General features: G+C 75.6%; 19 protein-coding genes and 1 riboswitch. Of the genes, 15 read left to right on the top strand and 4 right to left on the bottom strand.

Translation table 11 applies throughout. From position 1 onward, the window contains the following. Nucleotides 1-4: 4 nt before the first annotated feature. Entirely contained in the window at nt 5-1210 is a 1206-nt protein-coding gene (locus QPK52_RS16525) for an acyltransferase (RefSeq protein ID WP_410538270.1), read from the bottom strand. Nucleotides 1211-1494: 284 nt separating this feature from the next. Between QPK52_RS16525 and QPK52_RS16530 the strand changes: the two genes are divergently transcribed. The 6 genes from QPK52_RS16530 to QPK52_RS16555 all read left to right on the top strand — a co-directional run bounded on the left by QPK52_RS16530 (nt 1495) and on the right by QPK52_RS16555 (nt 8295). Further along, complete coding sequence (locus QPK52_RS16530; RefSeq protein WP_410538271.1) at nt 1495-2145, top strand: SurA N-terminal domain-containing protein; 651 nt, start codon at nt 1495-1497, stop codon at nt 2143-2145. Between the two features lie 136 nt (nt 2146-2281). After that, nucleotides 2282-3697, top strand: a complete 1416-nt coding sequence (locus QPK52_RS16535; RefSeq protein ID WP_410538272.1) for a hypothetical protein — start codon at nt 2282-2284, stop codon at nt 3695-3697. Then, nucleotides 3694-5994 carry a polysaccharide pyruvyl transferase family protein gene (locus tag QPK52_RS16540; RefSeq protein ID WP_410538273.1) on the top strand — a complete coding sequence of 767 codons (2301 nt, stop codon included), beginning with the start codon at nt 3694-3696 and terminating at the stop codon, nt 5992-5994. Before QPK52_RS16535 ends, QPK52_RS16540 begins: the two co-directional genes overlap by 4 nt. Before the next feature lie 27 nt (nt 5995-6021). Continuing rightward, the gene (locus QPK52_RS16545) at nt 6022-7077 is read left to right on the top strand and encodes a nucleoside triphosphate pyrophosphohydrolase (protein ID WP_410538274.1); all 1056 of its coding nucleotides are present in this window, start codon (nt 6022-6024) and stop codon (nt 7075-7077) included. A gap of 42 nt (nt 7078-7119) precedes the next feature. Beyond that, nucleotides 7120-7482, top strand: a complete 363-nt coding sequence (locus QPK52_RS16550; protein ID WP_093660920.1) for a DUF6479 family protein — start codon at nt 7120-7122, stop codon at nt 7480-7482. A gap of 81 nt (nt 7483-7563) precedes the next feature. After that, nucleotides 7564-8295 carry a lysoplasmalogenase gene (locus QPK52_RS16555; protein WP_410538275.1) on the top strand — a complete coding sequence of 244 codons (732 nt, stop codon included), beginning with the start codon at nt 7564-7566 and terminating at the stop codon, nt 8293-8295. 252 nt (nt 8296-8547) lie between these two features. On the opposite strand, the gene QPK52_RS16560 is transcribed toward QPK52_RS16555, so the two are convergent. From QPK52_RS16560 to QPK52_RS16570, 3 genes are all read right to left on the bottom strand, one after another. After that, nucleotides 8548-8955, bottom strand: coding sequence for a DUF4190 domain-containing protein (locus tag QPK52_RS16560; protein WP_410538276.1), 408 nt, complete (start codon nt 8953-8955; stop codon nt 8548-8550). Nucleotides 8956-9224: 269 nt separating this feature from the next. Beyond that, nucleotides 9225-9347 carry a hypothetical protein gene (locus QPK52_RS16565; RefSeq protein WP_410538277.1) on the bottom strand — a complete coding sequence of 41 codons (123 nt, stop codon included), beginning with the start codon at nt 9345-9347 and terminating at the stop codon, nt 9225-9227. Between the two features lie 5 nt (nt 9348-9352). Continuing rightward, nucleotides 9353-9478, bottom strand: coding sequence for a hypothetical protein (locus QPK52_RS16570; protein WP_410538278.1), 126 nt, complete (start codon nt 9476-9478; stop codon nt 9353-9355). Nucleotides 9479-9730: 252 nt separating this feature from the next. Here QPK52_RS16570 and QPK52_RS16575 point away from each other — a divergent pair, with 252 nt between their 5' ends. The 9 genes from QPK52_RS16575 (at nt 9731) to QPK52_RS16615 (ending at nt 20821) form a co-directional block, all read left to right on the top strand. Beyond that, entirely contained in the window at nt 9731-11746 is a 2016-nt protein-coding gene (locus QPK52_RS16575; RefSeq protein ID WP_410538279.1) for a M48 family metalloprotease, read from the top strand. A gap of 113 nt (nt 11747-11859) precedes the next feature. Then, nucleotides 11860-13299: an MFS transporter gene (locus QPK52_RS16580; RefSeq protein WP_410538280.1), complete on the top strand. Its 1440-nt coding sequence runs from the start codon at nt 11860-11862 to the stop codon at nt 13297-13299. A gap of 99 nt (nt 13300-13398) precedes the next feature. Then, entirely contained in the window at nt 13399-14625 is a 1227-nt protein-coding gene (locus tag QPK52_RS16585; RefSeq protein WP_410540356.1) for a cytochrome P450 family protein, read from the top strand. Nucleotides 14626-14754: 129 nt separating this feature from the next. Next, the gene (locus QPK52_RS16590; RefSeq protein ID WP_410538281.1) at nt 14755-15795 is read left to right on the top strand and encodes a transglycosylase family protein; all 1041 of its coding nucleotides are present in this window, start codon (nt 14755-14757) and stop codon (nt 15793-15795) included. Between the two features lie 235 nt (nt 15796-16030). Beyond that, nucleotides 16031-16201: riboswitch (cyclic di-AMP (ydaO/yuaA leader) on the top strand. Nucleotides 16202-16207: 6 nt separating this feature from the next. Further along, a complete protein-coding gene (locus QPK52_RS16595) occupies nt 16208-16933 on the top strand; it encodes a transglycosylase family protein (protein WP_093660930.1) in 726 nt (241 codons plus the stop codon). Between the two features lie 262 nt (nt 16934-17195). Next, on the top strand, nt 17196-18485 hold the full coding sequence (gene eno, locus QPK52_RS16600; protein WP_410538283.1) for a phosphopyruvate hydratase: 1290 nt from the start codon (nt 17196-17198) through the stop codon (nt 18483-18485). Nucleotides 18486-18664: 179 nt separating this feature from the next. After that, complete coding sequence (locus QPK52_RS16605; protein ID WP_410538284.1) at nt 18665-19183, top strand: FtsB family cell division protein; 519 nt, start codon at nt 18665-18667, stop codon at nt 19181-19183. Between the two features lie 82 nt (nt 19184-19265). Then, a complete protein-coding gene (locus QPK52_RS16610) occupies nt 19266-19823 on the top strand; it encodes a DUF501 domain-containing protein (protein ID WP_410538285.1) in 558 nt (185 codons plus the stop codon). After that, nucleotides 19820-20821, top strand: a complete 1002-nt coding sequence (locus QPK52_RS16615; RefSeq protein ID WP_410538286.1) for an exopolyphosphatase — start codon at nt 19820-19822, stop codon at nt 20819-20821. Before QPK52_RS16610 ends, QPK52_RS16615 begins: the two co-directional genes overlap by 4 nt. The last annotated feature ends 261 nt before the right edge of the window (nt 20822-21082 follow it).

Consider the following 21082-nt stretch of genomic DNA (forward strand, 5'->3'; position numbering starts at 1 on the left):
CCGGCTAGCCCAGGTACCTGCGGAGCCCCAGCCGCCCCCACAGCAGGCTCGCGCCGAACGACACCGCGACCGTGGCGACCAGCAGCACCGCGAACAGCGGCCCCGCCACCGCACCCGGCACGTCCGCGGAGACCAGCGGCTCCACGATCGCCGAGATCACCATCACGTGCACCATGTAGGCGCCCAGCGCCGCCCCCGCCAGCTTCGACAGCAGCGGGACCCAGCGCTCCGGCACCCGCACCCGGGTCACCATGAGCAGCACGCAGCCGGTCATCACGGCGACCAGGAGGTGCGCGTTGGGGATCACGTAGTGGACGCGGGTGTGGTACCAGAGCACCCCGGCCGCCGTCAGCGCCATCGGCACCGCCCACACCCACCGGCGTCCCGCCAGGCGGCCCAGGGCCCCGGCCGGCAGGGCGAACAGCATCGCGCCGCCCAGCGCGTACGCCACCTGGTAGACGCCGAAGCCCCAGCCGAAGCGCGGCAGGTCCCAGCCGGTCCACCGCTCCAGGTCACCCATGAGGGAGGGCGCCGACGCGAGCACCAGCAGCACCGCGCCCAGGCCCCACGGCCGCTTCCCGGCCCGTACGAGCACCACGAAGGCCAGGGCGGCGATCAGCGGGATGTAGGCGTACATGAACCACAGGTGGTACGCGGGCCGCACCGACCCGAACACGGCCTCCAGCGCGAGCCGCGACACCGGCCCGTCGTTGGTGCCCCACGCCCGGCCCCACAGCAGGTAGAGGGCCGTCCAGACGAACAGCGGCACCGAGTTGCGCACGATCCGCTGCCACATGCGGCGGCCGTCGCGCGGCGGTGCGCCGACCAGTACCGCCCACCCGGCGATGGCGAAGTACATCGGCACCGCGAACGGGTTGAACGCCTCCACGATGTGCCCGGTCCAGTAGGCGCCGGGTCCGTTCGCCTCCTGCCGGTCGACCGCGGCGATGAACACGCCGCCGATGTGGCCCAGCATCACCGCGACCGAGCAGATCAGCCGCATCAGGTCGATGTCGTGCCGGTGCTCGCGGGGCGCGGGCGCGGGCGCCGGCGCGGAGACGGGGGCGGGGGCGGGAACGGAGGAGGACGGGCGGGCGGCGGGCGCCGGGACTCCGGGGAGGGGCGCGTCCCGCGCGAGGTCGCTCTGCCCGGAGCCCGCACCGGCGTCGGGGCCGCGCTCCGGGGTCTGCACGGCTGTTTCGTTGGACACGGAGGCCACTCTCGGGCACCCGGGTGTACGGAGTGGTAACGACGGGCGAACACTGCCGGAGCCGCCCCCCGCCCCGCCCCGGGCCGCACCCCGTCCCGCCGCCCGCCCCGGAGCCGGGTGGGCGGCGCATCCCCGCGGCCGTCGGTTCGTTTGCCGAAACAGTGCCGAAACGGTGGTGGGAGTCACGCCGACTGCCTAGCATCGATCATCGCCGGGACGGCATTGCACAGGTGTTCCCAGCACCGTCCACACCATCCGTTCCACAGCCGCACTCAGGAGGCTCAATGTTCCGCCGCAGGACCTCGCTCTCCCTCTCAGCCGCGGCGGCGGTGCTCGTCGCGGCGCCGCTGCTGACCGCGTGCGGCAGCGAAGCCCACCCGGGCGCGGCGGCCGTCGTCGGTGGTGAGCGGATCACGATGGGGCAGGTGCAGTCGCAGGTGCGGGCCGTACGGGCCGCGCAGAACGAGTCGGACCGCAGCGCCGAGCTGGTCAGGAACACCGAGCAGCTCACCCGCGGCACGGTCAGCTCCCTGGTCTTCGAGCGGGTGCTGGAGCGGGCCGCCGAGGACGCCGGGGTGACGGTCAACCGCGCTGAGATCCAGCGGGCGCGCGAGGAGGCCGAGCGCAACGTGGGCGGCCCCGAGGAGCTGGAGGCGATGATGCTCCAGCAGCGGGCCGTGGCACCCGACGAGATCGACCGGGCGGTGCGCTCCCAGCTGCTGGTCCAGAAGCTGGCGGAGAAGCTGGGCGCCAACCTCCAGACCCCGCAGGGGCAGCAGGAGATCACGCAGGCGCTGGCGGAGGCGTCCGAGGAGCTGGACGTGACCGTCAACCCGCGCTTCGGCGCCTGGGACGACAAGCAGATCACCCTGGCCGACACCAAGGAGCCGTGGATCAGGAACGTCTCCAGCCCGGATCCGCAGCAGCCCGCCTGACGGCCGGTCCCCGGCCCGGCCCGCCGGTCCTCGCCGACGATTCCGCCACTGTTCACCCGGAAGCCGACGCGGCGTCACACACGCCGCGCGGCGGTCGGGCACTGTTCGGCCTCCCGCCGCCGAACAGTGGAGAGACATGAGGACGAAGAGGCCCGGGGCCGCGCCGCGGGCGTGGCCGGGGATCCCGCGCCTGCGGCCGGGCGCCGCGCGCGAGACCGAGGCGCGCGCCGCGCTCACCGGATGCGTCCGCGCCTGCGCGGACCGGCTCGCCGAACTCACCGGGCCGTCCACCGGGCCGGGCGGACGGCCGGACGCGGGGCGCACCCGCCTGGTCGCCGCGCTCGGCGCCCTGATCGCCGCGCACACCGTCCGCGGCGCGGCCGCCGGGCGCTCCTCGGGCCCGGCCGTGGACAAGGAGTCCTTCGACGCCCTGCTGCGCGCCGGTGACGCGGCTCTCGACGCGGCGGGGTGCCCGGCGGGGGAGACGGCCGGGCGCGCCGCGGCGGACGCCCGCGACCTCCGGCTCGCCCTCCTCCTGGCCGACGCCGCCCTGACCGTCCGCCGCAACTCCAGGGCCGCCTGGCTGCTGCGCGCCCGCGCCCTGGAGGGGCTCGGACGCGGCGCCGAGGCCGCCGAGGCGTACGAGCGCCACCTGGCCCTGTCCGAGCCGGGCCCGGGCGCCCGGGCCGCCGCCGCCCGCCTGGCCGCGCTCACCGAGCGGCGGGAGTGCCTGGCCGGCGCCCTGCGGCTGTTCCCCGCCGACGACTGCCCCGAGGCCCGCGCCTTCGCCGAAGCGGCCGGAGGCGGCCTGCCCGCGTCCGAGGTCCGCGCCGCCTTCACCGCCTACATGGACCACCGCCTGCGCGAGCGAGGCGCGGCCGACCCCGCTGTACGGGACCTCGCCGCGCTGTACGCCGCTTACTGCCGGCTGGCCGAGCGGGACCGGATGCCCGATCCCCTCCTCGGCGGCGGCAGCGGCAGGGGCGGGAGCGGGGGCGACGGGGAGCCGCTCGCGGTCGGCGACCTGCGCAACGCCGTGGCGGGCCGGACGGTGTGCCTGGTGGCGAACACCCCGCGACTCGCCGACCACGTGCCGGACGCCGGGATCGACGCCTACGACCTCGTCGTCCGCTGCGACGCCTTCCCCCTGGACGTCCCCGGCGCGGGGGAGCGCACCGACATCCACGCCCTCTCCCACCGCACCACCGCGCGCCTGGACCACCGGGTCGGCATCCGGCTGGTGTTCGGCGATCCGGCCGACGAGTGGCTGCGCGCGGTACGGCGGCTGGTCCCCGGTGCGCAGCGCCGCGTCGGCGACGCCTCGCTCCGCCACCCGGTGACCGATCCGGCGCTGATCGGCGAGAGCGCCGCGGAACCCGGCCCGACCACCGCCTTCACGATGCTGCGGCTGCTGGACTTCCTGGGCGTCTGCCAGGCCGTGGACCTGATCGGCTTCGACCTGCCGGGCCCCGGCCGGCTGCGCCCCGCCGAACGCGCCTGGGTCGAGACCCGGGCCGAGGACAGCACCCCGACGAGGATCTCCCTGCGATGACCGCCTCTCCCGCGCCCCCGCCCGCCGCCGGCACCGAAGCAGGCGCCGCCACCGGCACCGCCGACGCCACCGACACCGCCGCCCTGACCGGCAGGCGCCGTATCGCCTTCGCCTGCCACGCCGACGAGGACACCCTCCCCGGCCTGCTGACCCTGCTGCGCAGCCTGGCGCTGACCAACCCCCGCGTCTGCGAGGACTTCCTCCTCCTCCACCCCGGACTGCCCGACTCCGCCCTGGACGCCGCCCGGCGCCTGCACCCCCGGATCGTCGCCCGCGGGACGCGGCGCGGGCGCTGGGAGGCACTGCGGGCGCACGAGTACGACACCGTGATCGTGCTGGGCCCGGACATGGTGGTGCTGGGGGACATCGGCCCCCTCCTGCGGCTGCGCCACGGCGTGGGCGCGGTCCCGCAGCTGCCCATGCCCTCCGGCGAGCCCCGCGTGCAGGCGGACGAGGGCCTGCTGGTCCTCCAGCGGGAGTGGCTCGCCGACTCCACCCGCGCCCGGCTGGCCGGCGACGGCGTACCCGGATGCGTCGTGCCCCTCGACGGCCGTCACGACCTCCCCGTCCGGCGCCTGCACGGCGGCCTGCCCGTCCCCGAGGGAACGGTGATCCTGCGGTTCGGCGGTGCGGAAGGCACCGGCACCGGGCACGGGGAGGAGCACGGCCCCGCCGAGCGCGCCCGCGCCCGCTACGAGATGGCCGACGACGACTTCCGCACCGCCTACTGCTCCCTCCCCGGCCCCAAGCACCCCGCTCTCCTCACCCATCTCGCCCGCCCCCTGCTGGAGCGCGGCGCCACCGTCGACCTGGCCCGCGCGCTCGCCCTCGTCCACACCGAGGAGGGCCGCTACCGCGAGGCCGTCGAGGTGCTGCTGTCGGTCACCCCCAGGGCCGACCAGCCGCGCTTCCACGAGACGCTGGGCAGCGCGCTGATGGCCGAGTCCCGCCACGCCGAGGCCGAGACCCATCTGCTGCTGGCCACCGCCTCGCCCGCGGTCGCTCCGAAGGCGTTCAGCCGGCTCGCGCGGCTGGCGTGGCTGCGCGGCGACGACGACGCGGCCCGTGCGTACGCCCGCGAGGGGCTCGACGCCGAGCCCGTCAACCGCACCTGCCGCGACCTGGCCCTGCTGCCGGGCGAGCCCGCCCCCGACGTCCCCGCCGACGGGCAGCTCGCGCACGTGGCGCTGTTCGCCTCCGGCCAGGAGAACGCGGGCGACAAGGTGCTCCCCGAGGCCGTACGGCTGTGCTTCGGCACCGACACCGGACCGCGCCGCTGGCTGCCGGTACCGGTACACCGCCTCTTCGACGAGGTGGCCCTGGAGCGCGTGAACGCCCGCCGCGCCCTGGTCGTCGGCGGCGGCGGACTCTTCCTCCCCGACACCTGGCCCAACGGCAACAGCGCCTGGCAGTGGAACGTCCCCGACGCGATGCTGGAGCGGATCACCGTGCCGCTGGCGGTCCTCGCGGTCGGCTACAACGTCTTCGACGGCCAGGCGTACCGCCGCACCCGGTTCACCGAGAGCCTGCGGACCCTGGTGGAGAAGTCGGCGTTCTTCGGCCTGCGCAACCACGGCTCGGTCGAACGCGTCCGGGCGCTGCTGCCCCCCTCCCTGCGCGAGAAGGTGCGCTACCAGCCGTGCCCCACCACCGTGCTGCGCAGGCTCTCGCCCGGCTGGACCGACCCCGTGCGGCGCGACGACACCGTGCTGATCAACTGCGCGTACGACCGCGCGGGCCTGCGCTTCGGCCACGACTACGGCCACTTCCTGGCCGAGACGGCCGCCGCGGTGCGCGAACTGGGCAAGCGCGCGGAGGTGCGGTACGCGCCCCACACGCCCGCCGATGAGCGGTTCGTGCACGACCTGCGCCGGGAGCACGGCATCGCGCTGCCCGTCGAGCCGCTCTACGACCTGCCCAACGCCGAGATCTACGAGCGATTCCGCCGCACCCGCCTGGTCATCGGGATGCGCGGGCACGCCGGGATGATCCCCTTCGGCTGCGGCACCCCGGTCCTCAGCCTGATCTCGCACCCCAAGCTGGCGTACTTCCTGGCCGACATCGACCGCCCCGAGTGGGGGCTGTCCGTGCACGACCGGGAACTGGGCGCGAAGCTGGCCGAGCGGGCCGCGGCGCTGCTGGACGACCACGACGCGGCGGTGGCCGACGTCCTGGGGCGGCAGCGGCTGCTGTGGGAGACCACCCGCGCCAACCTCGCCGAGCTGGAGCGGTGCCTGGGCGTCCCCGTGGAGGCCGCCGGTCTCACCGACCCCGGCCCGCCGGTCCCCGCACGGTGACCGGCGCCGATCGGTTACGTTCGGGGCGTGAACCCCTCCAGCGCCGCACCCGCCCCGGCCACCGGCCGCATCGTCCTGCTCACCACCAGCCACCGCGTCGCGCCCGGACTGCTGTCCTGGCCCGCCTGGCAGGCGCTGCGCACGGCCGACCGCGTCCTGTGCCCGGACCCCGGCCACCCGCAGCTGCCGTACGTCCGGGAGGCGGGCGTCGGGGTGGAGATCGCCCGGCCCACCGCCCGTGAGCTGGTGGACGCCTGCACGGGCGCGGACGGAGCCGACGGCGCCCGGGAGGCGGGCGCCGGCCGGACGGTTGTGGTCCTCGCCGGCGCCGAGGGCGAACCGCGCCTGACCGACGGGCTGGCCCGCCTGGCCGGCTCCGGCCGCGAGGCGATGCCCGAACTGGAGCTGCTGCCCGGCTCCTACGACCTGCCCGGCGCCCGCCTGCTGGACCTGGTGCAGGTCATGGACCGCATCCGCGCCGAGTGCCCCTGGAGCGGCACCCGCACCAGCGAGGACCTGGTGAAGTACGGCATCGAGGAGGCGTACGAGCTGGTCGAGGCCATCGAGGAGGGCGACCGCGAGGCCCTGCGCGAGGAGCTGGGCGACGTGCTGCTCCAGGTGGTCTTCCACGCCCGCATCGCCCAGGACGACCCCGACGAGCCGTTCTCCGTCGACGACGTGGCGGCCACGATCGTGGAGAAGCTGGTGCACCGCCACCCCCACGTCTTCGGCGACGAGACCGCGAGCACGCCGGAGGAGGTCAAGGCCCACTGGCTGCGCACCAAGGCGGTCGAGAAGCGGCGCGAGTCGGTCACCGAGGGCATCCCGCTGGGCCAGCCCGCCCTCGCCCTGGCCGCGAAGCTGGCGGGCCGGGCCCGCACCGCGGGCGTCGACGCCCTCCCGGCGGGCGAGGGCGTCGGTTACGAGCTGCTGGCCCTGGCCGCCAGGGCCGAGACCGAGGGCACCGACCCCGAGACGGCCCTGCGGGCGGCGGCCCGCACCTACCGGGACGCCATACGTGCGGCCGAGAGCGCCCTCAGGGCGGGCACAGCGGCCCCGGGCGCCGGAGACCGGCAGGAGTGACCCGGGCCGAGTGACCGGGCCGCACGGGGGTACGCGAAGGCCATGAACGGCATCTACGCAGCGGATCACATCCCACTGGCCGCTTCCGATCTGACGATCGGCATCGGCCCCCTCATCGCGGGAATCGTGGTGGCGACCCTGCTGGTCCTGGCCGTGGTGTACGGGCTGCGCCTGCTCAAGCGCGGCGACGAGGGGGTCTCCACCCCGACCGAATGCCCGGACGAGCCGATCGTCTACGAGGACGGCGTCCGCGACGACGAGGCGCTGCCCCGCGACGGCCGGCGCCGGCTCCCGCACGAGCTCCAGGAGCACGAGGACACCCACCCCGCCGACCCGAACAAGCGCCCCACCTGGAGTCCCGGCAGCAGCGGCGGCTTCGGCTCCGGCGGTCCCGGCCACACCTGATCCGGCCGCACCCGGTCCGGTCGGCGCCCGGCCCGGCCGGACCGTTGACGCGCGCCCGGAGGGCCGCCGGACTGTGCCCCCATGACCACCCCTGTGACGATCTTCGCGACGGCCCTGGAGCGCGGCGCGCGCCGCACCCGCCGTGCGGCGGCCCGGCTCGCCCGCCCCGACGGGCACGGCCGGGGCGCGCTGGTCGCCTTCGGCGCGCTCGCGGCGGCCGACCTGCTGGCCACCGCCCGGCGCCCGCGCGGCGCCGCCCGCGCGGGCAAGCCACTGCTGATGCCGGCGCTGGCCGCCCACGCACTGCGCCGCCGCGAGACGGCGGACGCCCCCGTGCCGGGGACCCTGCTGGCCGGGCTGGCCTGCGCCACGGCCGGTGACGCCGCGCTGCTCGCGGACGAGTACGAGCCGGCCTTCCTCCTGGGCATGGCCGCATTCCTGGGCACCCAGGTCAGCTACACGGCCGGTTACCTGCGCCAGGGTGCGCTGAAGGGGCTGCGCCGCCGCCCCTGGATCGCGGCCGCCGGCCTGGCCGGCTGGGCGGCGGCCAACGCCGCCGTCGCCCCGGGGCTGGACAAGCGGCTGCGCGCGCCGGTGGCGGGCTACAGCCTCGCCCTGACGGCCATGGCCGTCGCCGCCCTGGGCACCGGCGCCCGCGCGGGCACGGGCGCGCTGGCCTTCCTCGGCTCGGACCTGCTGATCGGCCTCCAGGCCGCCGGGCACGTCTTTCCCGGCCAGGAGGTGGCGATCATGGCGGGCTACCTCTTCGGCCAGTACCTGATCACCACCGGCTGGCCCGTCACGCCGGTGTGACCGGTGTGACCGTTGGGGAAGGCGGGGGAGCGCCGCCTTCCGCGTCCGGTGCGGCCGGTGCGTCCGACGTACCGCGCGTACCGCAGGGCCCCGGGCGGCCCGGTGCTCGTCCTCGGCGCCCCCGCCCGGTCGTCGTTCGTCACGGCGGTCCGGGCGGGCCGCCGCAGCCGCTCCCGGGACGTACGCGGCCCCTGCCGCCTCCCGGGAGGCGGCAGGGGCCGCGCCGTGCCCCGCGTGCCGTGCGCGTCCGGCTCAGCGCCGCTCCAGCTCGTCGCGGAAGTCCCGCTCGCACTGCTGCTCCTCGGCCGTGCTGTCGGCGTTCCGCAGGCACTCGTCCAGGTTGCCGAACTCCTCGGAGTTCAGGAACGACACCCCGGCGGCGATGACGGCGACGGACGCCACCAGTGCGATGGCGCCCGCGATGGCGCCGATCAGGGCCATCGCGCCGTTGGTCGCCTCGCCCTTCTTGACGCGGCGGTAGCCGATGACGCCCAGCACGATGGCCGCGATGCCCAGCAGCACACCGCCGATGAGGGTCCAGAACAGCAGCAGGCCGATCACGCCGACCACGAGGGCGGCGATGCCCAGCCCGTTGCGGGGCGGCCCCCCGGCCGGTCCCGGGGTGCCGGGGTAGCCCTGCGGTGAGGAGTACGAAGCCACTGCGGCGTCCTTTCGGTCGGGTGAGCGGAGGGGTGAACGGGCCGCTTCCGCGGTGGGCTCCCACTTCCTCCGCCCGCACGGGGCGCCGGTACGGGGACCCGCTCTCCCGCGCTCGATCGGGAACTTTTCAACAGGGTTGTGTGCAAAGCGCGTTGATCGAGGAACCGGCTTCCCGGCGGTGACTTCCGCAAACGGACCCCGGGCCGGGCCCGGCCCACGCCGCACCCCGCTCCCCTCCCCCTCCTCCCGGGGGCTCCTCCTTCCGCCGCTCACCGCCGGTCACGGAAGAACAGGATCAGCAGCACCGTGACCGCGCCGAGGACCAGCACGAGTACGAGCGTGGACGGCACGTCCGCGGGCGGCTGGTACCTGCCGGCGGCGGGGTGCGGCACCGGCCTCACCTCCTTCCACCCGTGGCGACGTACAGGACGACCGCGAGCGAGGCGAGGAAGACCGCCAGGACGGCCCACTCGCAGCCCCGGGGCACGTGGAGCGCCCCCGAGGTGATCGCGTACAGCAGCATCCCGTCCTCCCGCCTTCCGCTCGCCGGCCGCTTGTGGACGGAGTGCCCGCACGGGCGGTGCGCAGAGGGGCCGGTTCAGGACATTCACGCGCGGCGTCGGCGGCGCGCCGTGCGCGGGCGCGCGCACGGCCGAAACCCTCCTTCCGGAGCTCCGCGCTCAGCCACCGGCCGCCCGCAGCGGTGGAAAAACCGCTTCCGCCGGGCCGCAGGCGGGGACGATGACAGCGAGGGACCGGGTCGGAGGGGGAGGCGATGACGGCGACGGTGGGCGCACTGCTGCGGACCATGCTCGCGCTGGCCCTGCTGGGGGGCTTCTACGCGGTGTCGTGGGCGCTGGTGCTGGGTTACGCGGTCCTGTCGGCCGGTGTGCTGTGGGTGCTGCTGGTCGACGGCACCCGCATGACCTCGCCGGCACCGCTGTACGCCGTCGCCTTCGGTCTGCCGGCCGTGCTGGCGGTGCTGCGCGGGCTGTTCTCCGGCGGGCGGGCCCCGGCCGCCCGCGAGGGCCGGGCGGTCACCCGGCGGCAGGCCCCCGAGCTGTGGGAGACGGTCACCGGCCTGGCGCGCGCGGCCGGCGCGCCCGAGCCGACCGAGATCCGGCTGACGCTGGAGGCCAACGCCTCCGTCAGCGAGGACACCCGCTTCGGCGCCGGGGTGACCGCCCGGCGCATGGAGATCGGCGTACCGCTGCTGGCGGGGCTGAGCGGGGACGAGCTGCGGGCGGTCCTCTGCCACGAACTGGGCCACTACGCGCGCCGGGACACCCGGTTCGCGGCCACCGCCTACCGGGGCTCGGCCGCCCTGCGCACGGCGCGCACCGGCATCGCCGAGGCGGCGGGGGGCAACGCCTTGGTGGCGCTCTACTCGGGCTTCCAGGACCGGGCGCTGGCGGTGTACGCGTGGCTGTTCGACGCCGTCACCTTCGGCGTGCGGCGGCGCCAGGAGCTCCGGGCGGACGCGGCCGCCGCGGCCGTCGTGGGACGGGAGGCCACGGCGTCCGCCCTGACCGCCGTCCACGCCGTCGGCGCGGCCTGGGCCGACTACCGGACCCGGCTGCTGGACCCCATGGCCGGGCGCGGGCTGACGCCCGACGACCCGCTGCGCCCCTTCGCCGAGATGCTGGCCGACCCCGGCTACGCCCGGGCGCTCGGGGAGTGGCGGCGCAGGATGCCGGAGCCGCCCCGCTCCCGGCTGGACTCCCACCCGCCGCTGAGCCGCCGCCTGGCCGCCCTCGCCCACGACCGGGGCGCCCTCGCCCGCGGACGGGCCGCCCCGCCCGCTCCGGGGACGGGACGGGCGGCGGAGGCGTACGCCCGGCTCCCCGACGGGGTGTGGGGCTCCCTGCTGCGCCCGCTCCTGCCGCCGTCGGGGCCCCGCGGGCTAGGGCAGCCGTGGCGGGAGTGGCTGGACGACGCGGCCGAGGCGCAGATGGTGCAGGCCGTCGAGGACCTGCGCGGTCCCCTCGCCCGGCTCTCCCGGCCGGGCGTCCCGCCGGAGCCCACCGTCGACGCCGTCCTGGGGCTGCTGGAGGCCGGGCGCGGCGCCGAGCTGGCCGAGGCGCTGCACGACACGGGCTGGGGCACGGACCAGTGGGGCCTGCCGGGATCACCGGAGCAGGCGCTCGGGACCCTGGTGGGCCAGGGGCTGGTGGGCGCCGGGCGGGCGGGGTGGAGCCTGCGCTGGACGGCGCCCAGCGCCCTGGTCGTCTACGACGACGAGGCCCGGGAGGCGGTGGAGCTGGCGCGGTCGGCGGCGGCCGGCCCCGGCGCCGCCTCCCTGCTGCGCACCCGCCTCGTCCTGTGCGGCGTCAACACCGCGGCGCCGCTGGACCGCACCGGCCCGATGGCCCGCCCGCCCGGCGGGCCCGCCCCCGCCGGCGGAACCGGCGCCGGCGGAACCGGCGCCGGCGGGTCCGGCGGGCGGGGCGGCAGGCGGAACGGCAGGGCGGCGGGGCTGGCTGCCGCGGTGGCGGTCACGGCGGTGTTCACCTGGAACCTGGTCACCGGCGACGACGTGACGGAGCAGCCCTCCGGGCCCGGCACACCGGTCAACCCCCTCTCCCCGCCTTCCTCCCCGTACCCGCCGCAGCCGCCGCTCCCGACCGGTGTGCCGCCGGTCCCCGCGCCCCTTCCGACGGGGACGGCGGTGGAGTGCGGGCCGGGGGAGATCCGCCTGGCGGGCGACTGCGTGCCGATCGGCGACCTCGTCGCCACCCCGGTCCCCGCCGTCACACCGGATCCCGGCGCCGCACTCCGGTCGCCGCGGTGAGCGGGCCGCCGGGCTCGTACGGAAGGAGCCGGGGCCGGGGCCGGGACAGGGGCCGGAACCGGAGCCGCCCGGCCCGGCCGGGCGGCCGGTGGCGGCTCCCTAGCATGGGTGCCATGGTCAAGCGTCCGGCCGAGGCCGAGGAAACCCAGGGGACACCTGCACCGGGTCCGGCCCGGGCACCGTGGCTGGTCGTGCTCGCCGCGTGCGCGGGGCAGTTCCTCGTCGTGCTCGACGTCTCGGTCGTCAACGTGGCGCTGCCGTCCATGCGCACCGGGCTGCGGATGGACGCCGAGCAGCTCCAGTGGGTGGTCAACACCTACACGCTGACCTTCGCCGGGTTCATGCTGCTCGGCGGGCGGGCCGGCGACCTCTTCGGGCGCAAGCGCGTGTTCCTGGCCGGGCTCGGCCTGTTCACCGCCGCCAGCCTCGCCGGCGGTCTCGCGCAGGAGCCCTGGCAACTGCTGGCCGCGCGGGCCGTGCAGGGGACGGGGGCCGCCGTCCTCGCCCCGTCCACCCTGACCCTGCTCACCACCTCCGTCCCGGAGGGGCCGGCCCGCGCCCGGGCCATCGGCACCTGGACGGCGGTGGGTGCCGGGGGCGGCGCGGCGGGCGGGTTCGTCGGCGGTGTGCTCACCGAGGCGCTGTCCTGGCGCTGGGTGCTGCTGGTCAACGTGCCCATCGGCGTGCTCGTTCTGCTCGCGGTGGCGCTCCGGCTGTCGGCGGACCACCCGGCCGGAGGCGCCCGCCGCCTCGACGTGCCCGGCGCGGTGCTGGTCACCGGTGGTCTCGGCGCGGTGGCCTACGGCATCGTGCAGACGGAGGCGGCAGGCTGGGCGGAGCCGGTCACGCTCGTGCCCCTGCTGGGCGGCCTGGCGCTGCTGGGGGTGTTCGTCGCGGTCGAGTCCAGGTCCGGGGCGCCGCTGATGCCGCTGCGCCTGTTCCGGCTGCCGTCGGTGTCGGCCGCCAACGCCGCGATGTTCGTGTGCGGCGCGGCGCTGGTCTCCTCCTGGTACTTCATGTCGCTGTACATGCAGAACGTGCTGCTCTACACGCCCCTCCAGGCGGGCCTGGGGTTCCTGCCGCACTCGCTCGGCGTCGTCGCCGGATCCAAGCTCGCGCCCCGGCTGATGCACCGGATCGGGGCCCGTAACACCGCGCTGACGGGCGTGGCCCTGGCGGCGTGCGGCTTCCTGTGGTTCAGCTCGGTCATGGCCGCCGACGGCGGCTACGCGGCCACGGTGATGGGGCCGGGGATCACCACGATGCTCGGCACCGGGCTGCTGGCCACCCCGCTGGCCTCCCTGGCCACCTCCGGCGCCCCGCACCGGGACGCGGGCGTGGTCTCGGCGATGGTGAACACCTCCCGCACCATGGGCGGCTCCCTGGGGCTGGCGGTGCTCTCCACCGTCGCGGCCTCCCGGATCACCGGCGACGCCCCGGACGCCCTCGCCCCCGGTTACGCCCTGGCCTTCCGCACCGGCGCGGTGGTCCTGGGGTGCTGTCTGCTGCTGGTCGCGCTGACGCTGCCGGGGGAGGGCCGCCGCGTCCGGTGAGGCGGCGGGCGACCGGGCCCCCTCCGCCGGACGTACGGGGGCCGCGTTAGCGTCGGAGGCGTGGACCACGAGAACGCCGGCGCCGACCGCACCCCGCCCATGCCCGCCCTGTTCTCGCACGAGTTCGCCACCGACCCCTACCCCGCGTACGCCTGGCTGCGCGAGCACGCGCCCGTGCACCGCACCGTGCTGCCCAGCGGGGTGGAGGCGTGGCTGGTGACGCGGTACGCGGACGCGCGCGAGACGCTGGCCGACCCGCGGCTGAGCAAGAACCCCGTCCACCACAGCGAGGCCGCGCACGGCAAGGGGAAGGTGGGGATCCCGGGCGAGCGCAGCGCCAACCTGATGACGCACCTGCTCAACATCGACCCGCCCGACCACACCCGGCTGCGGCGGCTGGTGTCCAAGGCGTTCACCCCGCGCCGGGTGGCGGCCTTCGAACCGCGCGTACGGGAGCTGGCCGACCGGCTCATCGACGGCTTCGCGGAGCGCGGCGGCGCCGACCTCATCCACGAGTTCGCGTTCCCGCTGCCGATCTACGCCATCTGCGACATGCTCGGCGTCCCGGCCGAGGACCAGGACGACTTCCGCGACTGGGCGGGCATGATGCTGCGTCACGGCGGCGGCCCGCGCGGCGGGGTGGGCCGGGCGGTGAAGCGGATGCGCGCGTACCTGGCGGACCTGATCCACCGCAAGCGCGGCGACCTGGGCGACGACCTGATCTCCGGCCTGATCCGGGCGAGCGACCACGGTGAGCACCTGACGGAGAACGAGGCCGCGGCGATGGCGTTCATCCTGCTGTTCGCCGGTTTCGAGACCACCGTCAACCTCATCGGCAACGGCACCTACGCGCTGCTGCGCCATCCAGGGCAGCGGCGGCTGTTCCAGGAGGCGTCGGCGGCGGGCGACACCGGGCTGCTGCAGACGGCGGTGGAGGAACTGCTGCGCTACGACGGGCCGGTGGAGCTGGCGACCTGGCGGTTCGCCACCGAGCCGGTGGAGATCGGCGGACAGCGGATCGCCACCGGCGATCCGGTGCTGGTGGTGCTGGCCGCCGCCGACCGCGACCCGTCGAGGTTCGCCGACCCGGACACCCTGGACCTCACGCGCGGTGACAATCCTCACCTCGGATACGGCCACGGCATCCACTACTGCCTGGGGGCGCCGCTGGCGCGGCTGGAGGGGCGGGTCGCCCTCACGGCCCTGCTGGGACGCCTCCCCGACCTGCGGCTCGCGGCGGAACCTGCCGATTTGCGCTGGCGGGGCGGCCTCATCATGCGAGGGCTGCGCGAACTGCCGGTGGAGTTCGAGCCGGTGCGCGGGTGACGCACAGTCACGTACGTGATCCGTGCGTGATCTGCGAGACACTGACTTGTGATGATCGGCCCGGTGACGCTACGTTCAGCCGTCAACCGCTCAACCTTGCCGTCTGTCCACGCACGAGAGGCTCCGCACATGCTTTCCGGGAACGGTAGACACCGCCGCCCCCGCCAGGCTCCCGCCATCTTCGTCACGGCAGGAGTGACCGGCGCGGGGTTCGCCATCCCCCTGCTGGGGGCGGCGGGCGCGCAGGCGGCAGACCTCGACACCTGGGACCGGGTCGCGCAGTGCGAGAGCGGCGGCCTGTGGAGCGCCGACACCGGCAACGGCTACTACGGCGGCCTCCAGCTCACCCAGGAGATCTGGGAGCAGTACGGCGGTACGTCGTACGCCAAGCGCCCCGACCTCGCCAGCCGCAGCCAGCAGATCGCGGTGGCCGAGAAGATCCTCGCCGACCAGGGGCCGGAGGCCTGGCCCTCATGCGGCGTCAACGCCGGGCTGCGCCACGACACCACCGGCGAGGCCCCGGCCATCGACCCGGGCAACCTCCTGCCGGAGGAGGACGCGCGGGACGGCGGGAGCGGTGGGAACGGCGGGGGCCTCCTGGACGGCGTCCTGCCGGGCGGCGACGCGGCGGAGGAGGACTCCCCGGCCGCCGGCGGGGGCGGGTCCGGCGGCGCGGAGGACGGCGCCGAGGGCGAGCGGAAGGCCCCGAAGGACGGCGGTGCGGAGGACGGTGCCCAGGACGAGGGCGCGAAGGGCGGCGGCGCGGAGGACGGCGCCGAGGGCGACGGTGCGGAGGACGGCGCCCGCGCCGGGGCGGGGGAGGGCACCGGAAAGCACCGCGGCGAGCGCGACCCGCGCGAACTGGATCTGGAGCGCGGGGCGGAGAGCCGGGCGCCGGAGGGCCGGGAGACCGCCGGCGACGGACGCTCCGAGGAGGCCGCCGACCGCTCCGCCCGCGCCGAGCGCCCCGCGCTGGCGGGCACCGTGAGCGGCCTGGGCTCCCGCGGGAGGGACGAGGGCTATCTCGTGCGCCCCGGGGACTCGCTCGTGACGATCGCCCAGGAGCACGGCGTGCCGGGCGGCTGGAGCGGGCTGTACGAGAGCAACAAGGACGTCGTGGGCGAGGATCCGGACCTGATCCTGCCGGGGCAGGAGCTCTCTCTCGGATGAGTGCGGACGGCCCTGCGGGATGACCCTCCCGGGCGACTGCGGCGTGTCGTTCCTGTCCGGCCTAATGCTCCTCATCTGACCTGCGGGTTCCATCCGTGCGGGCGTCAGAAAGGGTGAATCGCCGGTTTCTGACATGCTTTGAGACGGATGTACCGGTGTGCTTACCGTCGTGTCGCTCGCACCGCGAGTGCCACCGACCGCAGCGCCGAATCCTGCCGGCGGCCGGTGGGCAGTCGTCGCGTCAGCGCCGATGGCAGGAGCGGGGGAACCAGGTAGGCGCCGCCCAGGACCGCAGGGTCCGAAGCGGCTTGGGGTGAAGTCGCCCGGGGCTCCGCGCCCCGGACGGCCGGGCTTGCTCACTGCCCGAACCCGACAGCTCACCTCGCAGGCGTCGGTGAGATAAGGGACGTCCATGCTGTTCACCGGCAAGGGGCACGACAGCCGCACCGCCAGAGCCGTCCGCGCGGCCGCGCTGACGGGCGCCGCGGGCGCCGCCATCGCCGTTCCGGTGGCGGGCGCGCCGGGCGCCTCGGCCGCCTCCGTCGACACCTGGGAGCGGGTGGCCCAGTGCGAGTCCGGCGGCGACTGGTCCATCAACACCGGCAACGGCTACTACGGCGGGCTGCAGTTCTCCCAGTCCAGCTGGGAGGCCGCCGGCGGCACCCGGTACGCGCCGCGCGCCGACCTGGCCACCAGGGAGCAGCAGATCGCCGTGGCCGAGCGGCTGCTGGCCATGCAGGGGCCGCGCGCCTGGGCCTGCGCCGAGAAGGGCGGCCTCACCGCCGACGGGCCCGCGGCCGAGGTGGACCCGGGCGGCGGCCGTTCCGTCGGCCCCGGCACCGGGCGGACGTACTCCGAGTCGCAGAACCGCTCCCGCCCGCAGTCGCAGAACCAGTCGCAGAAGCAGTCCCAGGAGCAGTCGCAGGAGCAGTCCCGTTCGCTGTCGCAGGGCGCCTCCGAGCGGGCGGACGGCCACCGGGACGGCGCCGAGTCCGGCTACACGGTCAAGTCCGGCGACACGCTGCGCGCCATCGCCGCCGCCCACGGCACCACCTGGCAGCAGATCCACCAGGACAACGCCGACGTCATCGGCGACGACCCCAACCTGATCTTCCCCGGCCAGCAGCTCCGGGTCTGATCCCCTGCTGTGCCCGCCCCGGCGCCGCCCCGTCACCCGGCGGCGCCATCCCGGTGCGGTGTGTCACCTCCCTTGGCGGAGGGCGCGCCGCACCGGGTTTATTCAATTTGGAAACAAAGCGCTCTCACCCTCTCTGATCTGCGATTTCATCCTCCGTTCCGCCGTATGGCACGGGCTGTCGGCGAGGTGGCGTGCGCGGGCCGGATAGGCTCAGGGCACTGAGACCCGACACACACGCCCGACACACACGAAGGAGACCCTCGTGCCGTCCATCGACGTCGTAGTGGCCCGCGAGATCCTCGACTCGCGAGGCAACCCCACGGTCGAGGTCGAGGTCGGCCTCGACGACGGCAGCACCGGCCGTGCAGCCGTTCCGTCCGGCGCCTCCACGGGCGCCTTCGAGGCCCTTGAGCTGCGTGACGGAGACAAGAGCCGCTACGGCGGCAAGGGCGTCGAGAAGGCCGTCCTCGCCGTCATCGAGCAGATCGGCCCGGAGCTGGTCGGATACGACGCCACCGAGCAGCGCCTGATCGACCAGGCGATGTTCGACCTGGACGCCACCCCGGACAAGTCCTCCCTCGGCGCCAACGCCATCCTCGGCGTCTCGCTGGCCGTCGCCCACGCCGCCTCCGAGGCGTCCGACCTGCCGCTGTTCCGCTACCTCGGCGGCCCGAACGCGCACCTGCTGCCGGTGCCGATGATGAACATCCTCAACGGCGGATCGCACGCCGACTCCAACGTGGACATCCAGGAGTTCATGATCGCGCCGATCGGCGCCGAGTCCTTCTCCGAGGCCCTGCGCTGGGGCACCGAGGTCTACCACACCCTCAAGAAGGTGCTGAAGGAGCGCAACCTCTCCACCGGGCTGGGCGACGAGGGCGGCTTCGCCCCCAACCTCGGCTCCAACCGCGAGGCGCTCGACCTCATCCTGGAGGCGATCAAGCAGGCCGGCTACACCCCCGGCCAGGACATCGCCCTCGCCCTGGACGTCGCCGCCTCCGAGTTCCACAAGGACGGCCGTTACGTCTTCGAGGGCCAGGAGCGCACCGCCGCCCAGATGACCGACTACTACGCCGAGCTGGTCGAGGCGTACCCGCTGGTCTCCATCGAGGACCCGCTGTTCGAGGACGACTGGGACGGCTGGAAGACCATCACCGAGCGCCTGGGCGACAAGGTCCAGCTCGTCGGTGACGACCTGTTCGTCACCAACCCCGAGCGCCTGGCCCGCGGCATCGAGGAGGGCGCCGCCAACGCCCTGCTGGTCAAGGTCAACCAGATCGGCTCCCTGACCGAGACGCTGGACGCCGTCGAGCTGGCCCAGCGCAACGGCTTCAAGTGCATGATGTCCCACCGCTCCGGCGAGACGGAGGACGTCACCATCGCCGACCTGGCCGTCGCCACCAACTGCGGCCAGATCAAGACCGGCGCCCCGGCCCGCTCCGAGCGCGTCGCCAAGTACAACCAGCTGCTGCGCATCGAGGAGATCCTCGACGACGCCGCGGTGTACGCCGGACGCTCGGCGTTCCCGCGCTTCCGCTCCGCGGACCGATGAGCACAGCCGCTCCGCGGACCGGTGAGCACGGCCGGTCCGCGGACCGGTGAGCACGGCCGCGGGAAGCGGCCCCGCCGTCACCGCGTCCCCGCCGCCGTCCCGTACGGTGGCGGGGACGCGGCGGCATGCGGCGGCCCACCGCGGCGGCACGGCGACGACAGGGCAGCAGGGGAGGCGAGGTGGCCGCGGAACGGGACAGGTTCTCCACCGCGACCAGGCTCAGGGCACTGGGCACACAGGCGGCCGAGCGCGTCTACCGCGCCCAGAACCGCCGGATGCGCGCCCCCCGCCGCAGCCGGCTGACCGGCCGCGCCGCACTGCTCGTCCTGGTCCTGTGCTCGCTCGTGGTCGCCCTGGCCTACCCCATGCGGCAGTACGTCTCGCAGCGTGCGGAGATCGAGGAGCAGCGGCGCCTGGTCGAGGAACTGCGCGGCCGGGTCGAGGAGAAGCGCGATCTGAAGGCCCGCTGGAAGGACCCGGCCTACGTGGAGCGGATGATCCGCGAGCACCTGCTCTACGTGCGCCCCGGCGAGACCGGCTACATCCTCCCGCGCGGCACGGCCGACCGTACCGGCGAGGGCGCCTCCCGCTCCCGCCGCACCGCCGAGCCCGGCCCCACCGAACAGGCCTGGTACCGGCACCTGTGGGACGGAGTGGACGCGGCGGACGCCTCCGGCGCCGCCGGGCAGCGCCCCTGAGCGGTCCGGAAGCGGCCCGGACCCCGACCGCCCCGCCGGGCCCCCGCGCCCGGCCCCGACACCCCTGAGGCATCCTGGCCACATGGAAACGCCCCCGCCCCGTACCGAGCCCACCGCGCCGACCGAAGCCGACGTCGAGGCATTCCAGCAGCAGCTCGGCCGTCCGCCGCGCGGTCTGCGCGCCATCGCGCACCGCTGCCCCTGCGGGCAGCCCGACGTGGTGGAGACCGCGCCGCGGCTGGAGGACGGCACGCCCTTCCCGACCACGTACTACCTCACCTGCCCGCGCGCGGCCTCCGCGATCGGCACCCTGGAGGCCGAGGGCGTGATGAAGGAGATGACCGAGCGGCTGCGCACCGACCCGGAGCTGGCCGCCGCGTACCGCCGGGCGCACGAGGACTACATCGCGCGCCGCGACGCCATCGAGGTGCTGGAGGGCTTCCCCAGCGCGGGCGGGATGCCCGACCGCGTCAAGTGCCTGCACGTCCTGGTCGCCCACTCGCTGGCCGCGGGTCCGGGCGTCAACCCGCTGGGCGACGAGGCGATCGCCATGCTCCCGGAGTGGTGGAGCAAGGGGCCGTGCGTGAGCGCGGCCGGGGACGGCAGGGGCGGCGAGGACAGCGGGGAGGGTGCGCGGTGACGGGGACGGCGAACGGCACGACGGCCGGCGCGGCGGCCGGCACGACGGTCAGGGTCGCGGCCGTCGACTGCGGCACGAACTCCATCCGCCTGCTCGTCGCCGACATCGACCCGGCCACCGGCGAACTGACCGACCTCGACCGCCGGATGACCATCGTCCGCCTCGGCCAGGGCGTGGACCGCACCGGGCGGCTGGCCCCCGAGGCGCTGGAGCGCACCTTCGCGGCCTGCCGCGAGTACGCCGAGGTGATCCGCGGACACGGCGTCACCCCCGGGCGCACCCGCTTCATCGCCACATCCGCCTCGCGCGACGCCGAGAACCGGGACGACTTCGTGCGCGGCGTCGTGGACATCCTGGGCGTCGAACCCGAGGTGATCACCGGCGACCAGGAGGCCGCGTTCTCCTTCACCGGCGCCACCAGGGAGCTGGCGGGCGCGGAGCACCTGCCGGGGCCGTACCTGGTGGTGGACATCGGCGGCGGCTCCACGGAGTTCGTGGTCGGCGAGGACGGGGTGCGGGCCGCCCGCAGCGTGGACGTCGGCTGCGTCCGGCTGACCGAGCGCCATCTGCTGCGCGACGGCACGATCACCGATCCTCCCTCGAAGGCGCAGATCGCCGCGATGAGGGCGGACGCCGAGGCCGCACTGGACCTGGTGGAGGAGACCGTCCCGCTGGCCGGGGCGCGGACGCTGGTGGGACTGGCCGGCTCGGTCACCACCGTCGCCGCCGTCGCGCTGGGACTGTCCGAGTACGACCCGTCGGCCATCCACCACTCCCGGATCGGCGCGGAGAAGGTCGCGGAGGTCACCGCGCGCCTGCTGGCCGCCACCCACGACGAGCGCGCCGCCATCCCCGTGATGCACCCGGGCAGGGTGGACGTGATCGGCGCGGGCGCCCTCGTCCTCCAGACGGTCATGGAGCGCACCGGGGCCGAGGAGGTCGTGGTCAGCGAGCACGACATCCTCGACGGCATCGCCCACTCCCGCGCCACGCGCTGACCCGGGGTCCGGCCCGCGGTGACGCGGCCGGGGCCTTCGGGGCCGCGGCGGCCCCGGTGAGCCCCGGCTCCCACGGATTCCGGCGGACGCCGCGCCGGCCGGTGGCCCGGAGCCGCCGCCGTGCCGCCGCAGTGAACCGGAGCGCGTGCTTCACGGGGACGGCCGGTTCCCGGGTCGGGCCCTCGTCCGGCGCGGCTCGGAGGGCCGCCGGCCCACCCGGACCCCGGGCTCGGCGCCGACGACGGTGCGCCCTGCCCGGCC

Source organism: Streptomyces sp. KL2 (assembly GCF_046529545.1).
Classification (GTDB): Bacteria; Actinomycetota; Actinomycetes; order Streptomycetales; family Streptomycetaceae; genus Streptomyces; species Streptomyces radiopugnans.

Excerpts from the sequence above, each read along its gene's own strand:
- QPK52_RS16580 (WP_410538280.1), top strand. The coding sequence starts at position 11,860 with ATGGTCAAGCGTCCGGCCGAGGCCGAGGAAACCCAGGGGACACCTGCA.
- QPK52_RS16555 (WP_410538275.1), top strand. The coding sequence starts at position 7,564 with ATGACCACCCCTGTGACGATCTTCGCGACGGCCCTGGAGCGCGGCGCG.
- QPK52_RS16575 (WP_410538279.1), top strand. The coding sequence starts at position 9,731 with ATGACGGCGACGGTGGGCGCACTGCTGCGGACCATGCTCGCGCTGGCC.
- QPK52_RS16590 (WP_410538281.1), top strand. The coding sequence starts at position 14,755 with ATGCTTTCCGGGAACGGTAGACACCGCCGCCCCCGCCAGGCTCCCGCC.
- QPK52_RS16595 (WP_093660930.1), top strand. The coding sequence starts at position 16,208 with ATGCTGTTCACCGGCAAGGGGCACGACAGCCGCACCGCCAGAGCCGTC.
- QPK52_RS16540 (WP_410538273.1), top strand. The coding sequence starts at position 3,694 with ATGACCGCCTCTCCCGCGCCCCCGCCCGCCGCCGGCACCGAAGCAGGC.
- QPK52_RS16570 (WP_410538278.1), bottom strand. The coding sequence starts at position 9,478 with ATGCTGCTGTACGCGATCACCTCGGGGGCGCTCCACGTGCCCCGGGGC.
- QPK52_RS16535 (WP_410538272.1), top strand. The coding sequence starts at position 2,282 with ATGAGGACGAAGAGGCCCGGGGCCGCGCCGCGGGCGTGGCCGGGGATC.
- QPK52_RS16530 (WP_410538271.1), top strand. The coding sequence starts at position 1,495 with ATGTTCCGCCGCAGGACCTCGCTCTCCCTCTCAGCCGCGGCGGCGGTG.
- QPK52_RS16585 (WP_410540356.1), top strand. The coding sequence starts at position 13,399 with ATGCCCGCCCTGTTCTCGCACGAGTTCGCCACCGACCCCTACCCCGCG.
- QPK52_RS16610 (WP_410538285.1), top strand. The coding sequence starts at position 19,266 with ATGGAAACGCCCCCGCCCCGTACCGAGCCCACCGCGCCGACCGAAGCC.
- QPK52_RS16550 (WP_093660920.1), top strand. The coding sequence starts at position 7,120 with ATGAACGGCATCTACGCAGCGGATCACATCCCACTGGCCGCTTCCGAT.